General features: G+C 58.0%; 10 protein-coding genes and 3 tRNA genes. 5 read left to right on the top strand and 8 right to left on the bottom strand.

The genetic code is table 11. From position 1 onward, the window contains the following. Positions 1 to 101 precede the first annotated feature (101 nt). Entirely contained in the window at positions 102 to 626 is a 525-nt protein-coding gene (locus ACR0AH_RS02705) for a hypothetical protein (RefSeq protein ID WP_170392961.1), read from the top strand. On the opposite strand, the gene rnd is transcribed toward ACR0AH_RS02705, so the two are convergent. The 3 genes from rnd to purM all read right to left on the bottom strand — a co-directional run bounded on the left by rnd (position 623) and on the right by purM (position 3530). Then, a complete protein-coding gene (rnd, locus tag ACR0AH_RS02700) occupies positions 623 to 1780 on the bottom strand; it encodes a ribonuclease D (protein WP_170406001.1) in 1158 nt (385 codons plus the stop codon). The genes ACR0AH_RS02705 and rnd overlap by 4 nt on opposite strands. Positions 1781 to 1890: 110 nt before the next feature. Further along, the gene (gene purN, locus ACR0AH_RS02695) at positions 1891 to 2487 is read right to left on the bottom strand and encodes a phosphoribosylglycinamide formyltransferase (RefSeq protein WP_170509684.1); all 597 of its coding nucleotides are present in this window, start codon (positions 2485 to 2487) and stop codon (positions 1891 to 1893) included. After that, the gene (gene purM / locus ACR0AH_RS02690; protein ID WP_480590231.1) at positions 2484 to 3530 is read right to left on the bottom strand and encodes a phosphoribosylformylglycinamidine cyclo-ligase; all 1047 of its coding nucleotides are present in this window, start codon (positions 3528 to 3530) and stop codon (positions 2484 to 2486) included. Before purM ends, purN begins: the two co-directional genes overlap by 4 nt. A gap of 107 nt (positions 3531 to 3637) precedes the next feature. Here purM and ACR0AH_RS02685 point away from each other — a divergent pair. Then, positions 3638 to 3714, top strand: a tRNA-Ile gene (locus tag ACR0AH_RS02685). Positions 3715 to 3716: 2 nt separating this feature from the next. Here the strand turns inward: ACR0AH_RS02685 and ACR0AH_RS02680 are convergent. Continuing rightward, the gene (locus tag ACR0AH_RS02680) at positions 3717 to 5036 is read right to left on the bottom strand and encodes an ATP-binding protein (protein WP_480590229.1); all 1320 of its coding nucleotides are present in this window, start codon (positions 5034 to 5036) and stop codon (positions 3717 to 3719) included. A gap of 44 nt (positions 5037 to 5080) precedes the next feature. Here ACR0AH_RS02680 and ACR0AH_RS02675 point away from each other — a divergent pair, with 44 nt between their 5' ends. From ACR0AH_RS02675 to ACR0AH_RS02665, 3 genes are all read left to right on the top strand, one after another. Further along, positions 5081 to 5995, top strand: a complete 915-nt coding sequence (locus ACR0AH_RS02675) for an MBL fold metallo-hydrolase (RefSeq protein WP_480590227.1) — start codon at positions 5081 to 5083, stop codon at positions 5993 to 5995. 73 nt (positions 5996 to 6068) lie between these two features. Further along, positions 6069 to 6143, top strand: a tRNA-Asn gene (locus ACR0AH_RS02670). Positions 6144 to 6260: 117 nt separating this feature from the next. Beyond that, positions 6261 to 6335, top strand: a tRNA-Asn gene (locus ACR0AH_RS02665). Between the two features lie 18 nt (positions 6336 to 6353). Here the strand turns inward: ACR0AH_RS02665 and ACR0AH_RS02660 are convergent. The 4 genes from ACR0AH_RS02660 to zwf form a co-directional block, all read right to left on the bottom strand. Then, entirely contained in the window at positions 6354 to 7973 is a 1620-nt protein-coding gene (locus ACR0AH_RS02660) for a long-chain-fatty-acid--CoA ligase (RefSeq protein WP_480590851.1), read from the bottom strand. Between the two features lie 106 nt (positions 7974 to 8079). Beyond that, positions 8080 to 9690 (bottom strand): glucose-6-phosphate isomerase, encoded by a 1611-nt coding sequence (gene pgi / locus ACR0AH_RS02655; RefSeq protein ID WP_480590225.1) that lies wholly within the window; start codon positions 9688 to 9690, stop codon positions 8080 to 8082. A 5-nt stretch (positions 9691 to 9695) separates the two neighbouring features. After that, a complete protein-coding gene (pgl, locus tag ACR0AH_RS02650) occupies positions 9696 to 10367 on the bottom strand; it encodes a 6-phosphogluconolactonase (protein ID WP_170396937.1) in 672 nt (223 codons plus the stop codon). Continuing rightward, positions 10364 to 11818, bottom strand: coding sequence for a glucose-6-phosphate dehydrogenase (gene zwf / locus ACR0AH_RS02645; protein ID WP_480590223.1), 1455 nt, complete (start codon positions 11816 to 11818; stop codon positions 10364 to 10366). The genes pgl and zwf overlap by 4 nt, the downstream gene beginning before the upstream one ends. Between the last annotated feature and the right edge of the window lie 31 nt (positions 11819 to 11849).

Here is an 11849-nt window from a genome sequence, read left to right as displayed (position 1 = left end):
TATGCTCAGCGCTACCGACTGTCCAGTCCCCAGCGTGGCTTTTCAAACGATCGAATTTGCGTTAACCCGATGCAGGTAAAGTTGCACAAAGTACTGGGTCCATGCACAAAACTCTGCCTGTTCTGATGATCTTCACAATGGCTCTGTCCGCTTGTAGCAACTGGAGCAACTCAAGCGCGAATCCATCGAACTGGTTTGGCAGCAGCACACCCAGCCCATCCGAAGTATCAGCCGATGACGCCAATGCATTGGTTCCCGAAAATGCCGACAAAAAAGGCCTGTTCGAGCGTCCGGACGCCGAGGATAACAGCGTTCCAATCGCCGTGATCAACGAATTGCGGATCGACCCAACCTCGACGGGCGCAATCATCTATGCGGCTGGCACAGCCATTCGACAGGGTGCGTTCAACGCACAGCTCGCGCGCGTAAGATCTGAAGAACTCAGCAAAAATGGCGTTATGGAGTTCACCTTCCGCGTGGATTACCCGGACTACGCCACTGCGCAGGGCACCGAACGGTCGCGGATGGTTTCAGAGGCCGTCAATGTAAGCCGGAAAGAACTGGAAGGCATTCGTTTAGTTCGGGTCAAGGGCCAGCAGAACGCGTTGGAATCTCGTCGCCGTTAAAGCGAGACAACTTGCACGGCCTGTCCCTTGGCGGCCAAAGCAATCTTGCCTTCGCAAAGCTTCAGCGCGTCCTCGCCAAAAACCTCGAACCGCCAACCGGACATGGCGGGAACTTCTCGTTCGCCTGCAGCGATCTGATCCAATTCCGCGCTGGAGGCGATCAATTTTGCGGCAACGCCTGCGCTTTCGGTCTTTGATTTCAAAAGAACGCGCAGCAAATCTGCAAGTGCCGGGTTGACCTTCAGTTTGTCGCGGCTGTTGTCAATTTTCGGCAATCGGTCTTGCGGGCAACCTACGCCCCGTTTTACCGCCTCCAGAATGCCTTCTGCGATCGCCCCTTTGCGCGCTTCGCGCAGCAACAAGCGCGACCCGCCCAGATCAGAGGGCGTCTTGGGCTTGGTCGAGGCCATCTCGATCAACGCATCGTCTTTGAACACACGGCTTCGTGGCACATTGTTCTCTTGCGCATAGGCCTCACGGAACTGCGCCAGCTCTCGAACCACGGCCAGAAACTTGGCAGAGTTGGTCCGCGTTTTGACCCGCCGCCACGCCTCTTCCGGGCGAATGTCATATGTCTCGGGTCGGGTCAGTATGCGAAGCTCTTCTGCGACCCAGTGATCCCGGCGCGACTTCTTAAGTTCTGCAGCCAGATGCTCATAGATTTTCCGAAGATGGGTTACATCTGCCAGTGCGTATGTTTTCTGCGCATCCGTCAGAGGGCGCCGTGACCAGTCGGTGAAGCGAGAAGTTTTGTCGACCCCTTCCTTGCAGATCTTACGGACCAGAGTTTCATAGCCAACCTGTTCACCAAAACCGCAGACCATCGCAGCGACCTGAGTATCAAACAACGGAGTCGGAAAGACGCCCGCGTCGACCCAAAAAATTTCAAGATCCTGCCGCGCGGCGTGGAAAACCTTGACCACGCTTTCGTCGCTGAACAGCTGGTACAAAGGCTCCAACGACATGCCGTCAGCCAATGGATCAACCAGAACGGCGCTGTCTTCATCTTCCGATGGCACCGCAAGCTGCACCAGACAGAGTTTCGAATAATAGGTCCGTTCGCGCAGAAATTCGGTATCTACAGTGACATAAGGATATTGTGCAGCAGCCGAGCAGAATGCGGCCAGCTCTTGCGTCGTCGTCAGGGTTTTCATGCGCGGTGCTGTTCTTGCTTTTGGTTATTGTGACTGCCCGTGCCGTCCTCGTCCCGAGCGATATGCGACCATAAGACGAATATCCTTTGCGTGTAAATCACCCCGCCGCGTTAGGGCAGAAGAACTGGGTCTTTGTTGCCCATACAATAACGGCGAAGCACGGCAGGGTAGAGTTTGTGCTCCCAGGTCAACACGCGGGCGGCGAGCTCCTCAGGCGTGTCCCCTACCCGTACACCCACGCGCGCCTGACCCAGAATCGGTCCGTCATCCAACGCGGCAGTAACTTCGTGAACGGTGCAGCCATGTTCGGCGTCGCCTGCTTCAATTGCGCGTGCATGGGTGTTCAAACCCTTGTACTTAGGCAAAAGCGATGGGTGAATGTTCAGCATCCGGCCCTGGAAACGCGATACAAATTCACCCGTCAATACACGCATGAAACCGGCCAGACAGACAACATCCGGCCGGGCTGCCATAAGCGGTTTAAGCAGTTCTGCCTCAAACGCAGCGCGATCTTTGCCAAAGGGCTTGTGGTCGACGGCTGCGGTCGGAATTCCGCGCTGTGCAGCTTTCTTCAGCCCTCCGGCATTTGCGTCGTTCGACAATACCAGACATGGTCGGCCTGGATGATCGCCATTCATGCTGTCGACCAGCGACAGCATGTTCGATCCGCCCCCGGAGATCAGGATCGCGACGCGCTTGTGGCTCACAGCAGTTTGCCTGAATAGGCCATACCCGGCGCTGCGGTGACCGTTCCGATGCGCGCAACGGATTCGCCTGCCTCTGCAAGCAGTGTTGTAAGATCATCTGCCTGATCTGCAGCGCAGACAACAATCATGCCGATGCCGCAGTTGAAAGTCTTCAACATCTCGGACTCGGCGATGCCACCGGTCTCGGCCATCCATTTGAACACAGGCGGCAAGTCCCAAGCACTCAAATCAATCTCGGCCCCGAGCCCTTCGGGCAATACGCGCGGCAGATTTTCGGTGAGGCCGCCGCCGGTTATATGGGCAAGCGCGCGAACGCCGCCAGCCCGGATCGCCTGCAGCGCTGGTTTCACATACAGCCGCGTGGGGGTCAGCAGAGCCTCACCCAATGTTCCGCCACCGAAAGGCGACTCTTCCTCCCAGCCCAACCCCGAGATATCGACCAGCTTGCGCACTAGCGAATAGCCGTTGGAATGCACCCCGTTCGAAGCCAGCCCCAGCAGGACATCACCCTGTTCAACGCCCTCGGGCAATGCGGTCCCGCGTTCCATGGCGCCAACCGAGAAACCGGCCAGATCGAAATCGCCGTCAGGGTACATACCCGGCATCTCGGCGGTTTCACCACCAATCAGGGCGCAGCCGGATTGGACACACCCCTCGGCAATTCCTTCGATAATCCGCGCGGCAGTATCGGTGTCCAGCTTACCGGTGGCAAAATAATCCAGGAAAAACAGCGGCTCAGCACCTTGGCAGATCAGATCGTTGACGCACATCGCCACCAGATCGATTCCCACGCCATCGACAACGCCGGTATCAATTGCGATCCGCAGCTTGGTGCCCACACCATCGGTTGCGCCCACCAGAACCGGGTCTTGATAGCCAGCCGCTTTCAGGTCGAACAGAGCGCCAAATCCGCCTAGCCCACTCATCACTCCCGAACGGTTGGTGCGCTTGGCCGCAGGCTTGATCCGATCGACCAGAGCGTTGCCTGCATCGATATCCACACCTGCGTCGGCATAGGTGATTCCGTTTTTGCCCGCTGTCATGGCCAATCCCTCATGAGTGCTTTGCGCGCGGGTTATTCGATTGTGGGCCATGTTGCAACGGTCAGGCTTGACGCGGGCTGCCATCGTGATAGGCAAAGCCCTCAGGCGGGCCTGTAGCTCAATTGGTTAGAGCAGAGCGCTCATAACGCTTTGGTTGGGGGTTCGAGTCCCTCCGGGCCTACCAATTCACCGTCCAATCACGATATCCGCGCATAATCCGCCCAGCCTTTCGCTGCTGCCCAGTCGCAGAATACCACCATGTACGCGGGCGATATCGGCAACAATTGCAAGGCCCAAACCCACGCCGGTGCCCTGATTCTGGTTTCGCGCCGGATCAAGTCGCGTGAAGGGTTTGACGGCCTCGGTGCGTTGTTCGATCGGGATACCGGGGCCGTCATCTTCAACCCGAATGCGTAGTGACTTTGGCGTCATCGAAAGGCTGACCTCGGCGCGTGAACCATAGCGATTCGCGTTTCCAATCAGATTCTCTACCGCCCTGCGCATGGCCGATGGGCGCAGCATTGCGGTTCCACGCCCCTCGACCGAGATTAGTTCAACGTGCTGGCCCGCGCGCTGTGCATCGTCAACGATTTGGTTCAGCCAGTTTTCGGGTTCAATCTCTTCGGGTGCGCTCTCTGCAGCGCCACGCGAGAAGTCCAAGAATGCATCCAGCAGCGATTGCATCTCGTCCACGTCTTGCAACAACGGTGCGGCCTCGTCCTCGGGCAACATAGCTAATCCAAGCTTCAGACGCGTCAGAGGTGTGCGCAGATCGTGGCTGACCCCCGACAACATGAGCGTGCGCTGCTCAATCTGCCGCTCGATTCGGGCGCGCATGTCAACGAAGGCATTGCCCGCAGCGCGTACCTCGATTGCACCACCGGGTGAATAAGGCACGACCCGCCCGCGACCAAAGGCCTGCGCCGCGTCCGCAAGGCGCGTGATCGGGCGCAGCTGATTGCGCATGTAGAGAAACGAGATCGTTGTCATCAGAGCCGCAAAGAACACCATCGTCACAATCAGCTGATGCGGTGCAGTCGGCGACAGGCGTCGGCGATCAAACTCTAGCTCAAGCATGCCCAGATTGGTTGCCAGAAAAAGACTCACTTCCTGTCCATTTGGCAGAGCCACATACTGGGTTTCAGGCAACAAGCTGCGCATTTCCGCATCCACCTGCGGGGCAATGAAATCGTACCATCGACGCGGACTGTTTTTCGGCTCTTCATTCGGCGGCAGAAAGCGGGCGGTCATGTTCAAGACCGACAAGTCCTGCCGCGCAGCTGCCAATGCCTGCTGCTGGGTTTCCGCACCCTCCATCACGTCCAGCACCAGTGTCACCTCGCGCGCCGCCGTGCGGGTCATCTGGGCGGTCACTTCTTCAAGATGTTTTTGCAAAAAGGCAATCGCCACCACCAAAAGCACGACAATGACCGGCAGTACCAGAATGAGTGCGGCACGCGCATATAGGCTACGCGGCATATAGGGTTTGAGCCATTGGGTCGACATGCGCTAAACCTAGCGGGCTGCCCAGGCAAGAGGAAGAGGACAGAATGCAAGCCCCCGACGATTTCAACCCTCTCCCTGGACAGGTTGCCGTGCTCACCCCGGGGCTAAGGCGCATTCTTGCGCCCAATCCCTCGCCAATGACTTATCGTGGTACGAATACCTACCTTCTGGGCGATGAGGACATTGCTGTCATCGACCCTGGGCCATTGAGTGATGCCCATTTGCAAGCCATTGTTGATGCGCTGGAACCCGGGCAGCGGATCAGCCACATATTTGTTACGCACACCCATCTGGATCACTCGCCTTTGGCCGCCCCGCTCGCATCCCGCGCCGGCGCTCCGATTCTGGCTTTTGGTGGTCCGCAAGCTGGACGCAGCGAAGTCATGACCGAGCTGGCCCAGAACGGGCTTGCCGGAGGTGGTGAGGGAATCGATGCCGATTTCCGCCCTGATATCGAGCTTGAAGACGGTGAACGCGTCGCGGCAGAAGGCTGGCAACTCGAAGTGATCCACACACCCGGCCATCTGGGCAACCATATCGCGTTGGCCTGGGGGGATGTCTGCTTTACGGCTGATCACGTCATGGGCTGGGCCAGCTCTCTGGTCTCGCCCCCGGACGGAGACCTGACGGATTTCATGGCGGCCTGTCGCCGCCTGCGTGCGCGCGAGTGGTCGGTTTTTCATCCGGGCCATGGTGCCCCTATCACGAATCCTGCCAAGCGCCTGGATTGGCTGATAGACCACCGATTGCAGCGGGAATCACAGATACTCGACGCCCTGGAAAATGGCCCAGAAACGGCCCAACAGCTTGCCCAGCGAATCTATATCGAAACCCCCGCCGCGCTGCTTCCCGCGGCCGAGCGTAATGTCTTCGCCCATCTGGTTGATCTGACCGGCAGATCCCGTGTAGCGCCCTTGGGGGATCTGTCAGTTGCGTCTCGTTTCAAGCGCATCGCGTGAATCGGAAAAAATTGACGGCCCGTGCGCTTCCCCTCTGGACGCCGAAAATACGGGTTGTTATACGCCCCTCAGTTCCGGCGTAGCTCAGCGGTAGAGCAGTTGACTGTTAATCAATTGGTCGTAGGTTCGATCCCTACCGCCGGAGCCAAATCACACCAAATTCTTCATAATTAGCTGCGTGAGCCACGGCGAAGTTTTTTCGCAGAAAAAACTCCACTACCCCACTGGACGCCGCAATTTGAGGTTGCTATACGGCGCGGACCGTTCCGGCGTAGCTCAGCGGTAGAGCAGTTGACTGTTAATCAATTGGTCGTAGGTTCGATCCCTACCGCCGGAGCCATTCTTCCCAGACTGGCACTTATACCATCAGCGCATCACTGAAATCCGAGCGCAACGTGCGTTTCAGGACCTTTCCGGTCGCGTTAAGGGGCAAGGCGTCGACGAACACGACCTTGTCGGGTACCTGCCATTTTGCGATTTTGCCGTCGAAGAACGCCAACAAATCCTGCTCGGTCGGTTCTTCGCCCTCGGCCTTCACTGCTACCAAGAGCGGGCGTTCGTCCCATTTCGGATGCGGCACACCCACAACGGCAGCCGTCGCTAGTTGAGGGTGTGCGACCGCGATATTCTCCAACTCGACAGAGCTGATCCATTCACCCCCCGATTTGATGATGTCCTTCGATCGGTCGCGGATGGTCATGTACCCATCCGGGTCCAGTGTGGCAACGTCGCCAGTCGCGAACCAGCCATCCTGCAACAAGGCCTCATCCTGCATGTGGAAGTAGCTGTCCAGCACCCAATGGCCGCGCACCATCAGATCGCCCTGCGTTTCACCGTCATGGGGAAGATCTCTGCCATCATCATCGACTATTTTTAGTTCAACCCCAAAGGGCGGGCGGCCTTGGTTTTCGCGCAGCTTGTGCTGTGCTTCCATGGGCATGTCCAGATGTTTGGCCATCGGATAATTCGTCGTGCCCAGCGGGCTCATTTCGCTCATGCCCCAGGCGTGGACGGTATCGACGCCATAGGTTTCGCGGAACGTTTCAATCATTGAGGGCGGGCATGCCGCACCACCGATTACAGTACGATTGAGGCTTTTCAACTTGGTCCCGCATGTCGCGGCATGGGCCAGCAGACCTTGCCAAATGGTCGGTACGCCCATCGCCAGCGTGACGCCATATGTGTCGATCAGATTGACCAATGCCTCGCCATGCAATCCCGGCCCCGGCATCACCATTCGCGAACCAGACATAGCGCTGGCATAGGGCGAGCCCCAAGCATTGACGTGGAACATTGGCACCACCGGCATCACCACATCCATAGCGGAATAGCCGATTACGTCGCGCGTGTTCGACGCGAAGCTGTGCAGAACTGTAGAGCGGTGGGAATAGAGAACGCCTTTGGGGTTCCCAGTGGTACCCGAAGTATAACAGAGGCTGGAGGCAGTGTTTTCATCAAAGCTGGGCCACCCGTAGTCTGTATCGCCGGTTTCAATCAGCTCGTCATAAAAAACCAACCCCGGCACCTGAGACAGCGCAGCCTCGTCCCGCGCACCCATCAGCACATAGTACTGCACCTCGGTCAGATGCTCTTGCAGCGCGGCGACCAAAGGCAGGAAGGTCGCATCGAAGAACAGGACCCGGTCCTGCGCGTGGTTGATTATATAGGTTAGTTGTTCGGGAAACAGACGCGGGTTTATCGTGTGGCAGACAAAGCCCGCGCCGGACACTGCATAGTAGATCTCAAGGTGGCGGCGGTTATTCCAGGCCAGCGTGCCCACGCGATCCTGCGGTTGCAGCCCCAGTTTCTCTAACGCCGAAGCCATCCGTCGGGCGTTTTGCGCGATCCCGGACCAGTTGGTCTCGGTGACGGTTCCGTCGGTCTCGACCGAGATGATCTCGGTCTGCCCGTGATAACGTTCAGCATGTTCAATCAGCGACGAAATCAGCAAAGGCTGCGTCATCATCTGTCCCAGCATGGACATTCCTCCCATCGTCAGCGCTTGGCCGCGCCGTTATGTCTTGGCAACAACCCTGCCAAGAATTCAATTGTCTGACAATAAGAGAGTGCGGCAGGGTGCCGCGTCAACCGCGATGTCGCAATGCGTATCCAACCAGCGCCGAGGTCGAGCCATCTTTGCCTTCGGCGCTAACCTCACCGTCCACGATCGGTCCCAGAGACGTTGCCAGTTCCTTGCCCAGCTCAACACCCCACTGATCGAACGAGTTGATTCCAAGCAGCACGCCTTCGACAAACACACGGTGTTCATAAAGCGCAATGATTTGACCCAGCACAAACGGGGTAAGCTGCGGATAGATCAGCGTGGTTGACGGGCGGTCGCCCGAAAACACACGATGGCGTGCCTGAGGCTCCAACTCGTCGCCTGTCAGGCCTTTTTCGGCCATGCGTGCGCGCGCAACATCAAGCGACCGACCCCGCATTAGCGCTTCGGACTGGGCCAAGCAATTGGCCAATAGAAGGCGATGATGATGGGCCAGTTCCGGCTCATGCCCGTTTGCCGCCACCATGAATTCGCAGGGGATCACATCGGTGCCCTGATGGATCAACTGATAAAAGGCGTGCTGTCCATTGGTGCCCGGTTCGCCCCAGACGACCGGTCCTGAAGGCATGGTCAGCGCGCTGCCATCCATCGCGACGGATTTACCGTTCGATTCCATCTCAAGTTGTTGGAAATAGGCAGGCAGGCGCAGCAGACGCTGATCATATGGCAGAACTGCGCGGCTGGCATGCCCAAGCACCTGACGATGCCAGACCCCCACAAGCGCCAGCATAACTGGCAGATTTTCTGCCCATTCGGCGGATTGAAAGTGCAGATCCATCGCCTGACCGCCCCGCAGAAACGCGTCAAACGCGTTCGAGCCAACGGCGATCATTACCGGCAGTCCGACCGGCCCCCAGACCGAGTACCGCCCGCCGACCCAATCCGCGAAGCCAAACACCCGCGACTCGGGAATCCCGAAGGCCTGAGTCTTGTCAACAGCGCTGGAGACCGCTGCGAATTGCCGCGCCGGATCACCACCACCATCGACCATCCAAGCCCGCGCCGTGCGCGCATTGGTCATCGTCTCGATGGTCGTAAAGGTCTTCGACGCGACAATCACCAGAGTCCGTGTCGGATCAAGCGGGCGCAGCGTATCCGCAATATGCGCACCATCCACGTTGGAGACATAATGCAGCCTTGGCCCGTCGTGATAAGGTGCCAAGGCATGCGTCGCCATCACCGGCCCAAGGTCCGAGCCGCCGATGCCAATATTGACCACATCCGTAAAGCTGCCCCCTGCCCCTTTGATCGCCCCGCCACGCACTTCTTCGGCAAAGACGCGCATTCGCTGTAAAGTGCCCAGTACGTCCGGCATTACATCCTGACCATCGACCTCGACCGGGCCTCCGTCGAGATTGCGTAGCGCGGTATGCAATACAGCCCGGCCTTCGGTTTCGTTGATCTTTTCACCGGAGAACATCGCGGCCCGACGCTCTGCCAATTCGACTTGATCGCAAAGCTGGATCAGTGCCGCGCGGATATCTTCGTCGATTTGTGTCTTCGAATAGTCAAACAGCAGATCTCCGGTCGAAGCCGAGAAACCCTGCGCCCGGTTTGGATCGGCGTCAAACAGATCGAGTATCCGACGGCCTGTCTGTGTGGCTGCGAGTGAGTTCAATTGATCCAGCTGCATCGTGATTACTCCGCCCAATGTACGGTCATGCCGCTGAGCACGGCCGCGATCGGAGCTTCCTCGGGTGGCAATGACATGGCACGATCCAGGGCATTCCGTTTAGTTTCTCCGAATATGACGAGATGCTTGGACAGAGCGCCGTCCAGAACCGGACCCGTCAGCGTGATACGCGCTTCGGGCTGCACATCGGTCCGCGCTACCGCCAGTGTCGGGGCGTTGTTGTTCAGAGCAGCAGACAAGCCCTGCATCCCCGGAAAGAGCGAGGCGGTATGCATGTCCTCACCCATACCCAGCACCAGAACCGATAGCGGCAGATGCGGGTTAATCAGGCTTTCGATCTCGGGCAAAACCGCCTCAGGCTCATGTTCCGCAACATAGAGCGGCATGTATTGTGCAATGGATGCGCGACTGGTCAGCAACCGTTCCCGGATCAACCTCTCGTTCGAACGCTCGTGATCACCCGGCACGCATCTTTCATCGGTCGGCAGTATGTGCACACGATCCCATTCCAGATCCGCAGCGCACAATCCATCAAAGATCGGCCCCGGTGTGGTTCCGCCCGGAACGGCCAACGAGACAGTATCATGATGTAGCAATGCGGCCTCAAGATCTCCGGCCAATGCATTCGCGACATCAATCGCCAGCATGTCGCGATCGGCGTATTCTTTGATATTCATGGATTTATTCCTTGCCAGCGGCGGTGGTCTCGTTTCATCAGCAGCTCGGCGTCGCCCGGGCCGGTGCTGCCGTTTTCATAGGGTTTGGGAACATCACCGCGCGCCTCCCAGCCCGCGATAATCGGATCGGTCCAGGCCCATGCGGCTTCTACCTCATCACCGCGCATGAACAGCGTTTGGTTGCCGCGAATGACATCCATCACCAGCCGCTCATAAGCGTCAGGTGGGTCCTGGTTTTCAGGCCCAAGCGCTTCGGCAAAGCTCATGTCCAGCGGAACGTCAACCAGACGCATGCCTCCCTGCCCCGGCTCTTTGATTGTCACTTTCAAAGTGATGCCTTCATTGGGCTGCAACCGGATCGACAGAGCATTCGCATGACGCCCGGCCTCTTCGCCAAAAATCGAATGAGGAGCATCCTTGAACATCACATTGATGACCGAGGACCGCGCCACCAGCTCTTTGCCCGTGCGCAGATAGAACGGTGTGCCCGCCCAACGCCAATTGCTGATATGCGCGCGCAATGCGATGTAGCTTTCCGTCGTCGACCTTTGATTGCCGACAACTTCACGATACCCCCGGCCATCGGCACCGCCTGCAAACTGACCTCGTACGATATGATGCGGCTCAACCGAATCCAACGCACGTATGACCTTGAGTTTCTCATCGCGCACCGCGTCCGGATCAAATTTTGCGGGTGGTTCCATCGCGATCAGACACAAAAGCTGCATCAGATGGTTCTGCATCATGTCGCGCATGGCGCCAGCGCGCTCGTAATACTCTTCACGACCGTCAATGCCGACGGTCTCGGCCACAGTGATCTGAATGTGATCGACATACTGGCTGTTCCAAAGCGGTTCGAACAGCATGTTGCCGAACCGAACGGCCATAAGATTCTGAACGGTTTCCTTACCCAGATAATGATCGATCCGATAGATTTGCCCTTCGTCAAAATGCGCCGCCAGTGTCGCATTCAACGCGCGAGCACTTTCCAGATCGTGCCCAAAAGGCTTTTCGACGACGATACGGGTTTGCGGGGTGGCCAGATTGTGCGCCCTGATCTGTTCGGCCAGCGGGCCAAACAATCGGGGGCCTACCGAGAAATAGAAGGCCCTGATACGATCCGCATTCAGCATTTCGGCCAACTGGGCCCAGCCATCTTCGGACAAAGCATCAAGCGGGACATACTCCACACGCTGTAGAAAGCCGTTCACAGCCTCCGGGTCTTTTGCCCGCTTCGGTGCGTGCTGGCGCAGCGATTCGGCCACCATCTCGCGAAAACTCTCAACGGTCAGAGCGCCCCGCGCTGCGCCTATGATCCGGGTGTCCTCGGGCCATTGCCCGGCGCAGTAACGCCGAAAAAGGGCCGGAACGATCTTGCGCTGTGCCAGATCGCCGGTTCCGCCGAATATGACCAGATCAAATGGGTCAACAGGTATGACGCGAGAAACCATGGCTTTTCCTTACCTTGCCGCTTGAGGCATG

Source organism: Ruegeria sp. AM5 (assembly GCF_056540645.1).
Note: the sequence above shows the minus strand (reverse complement) of the source record. Positions and strands in the feature narration are given on the sequence as shown.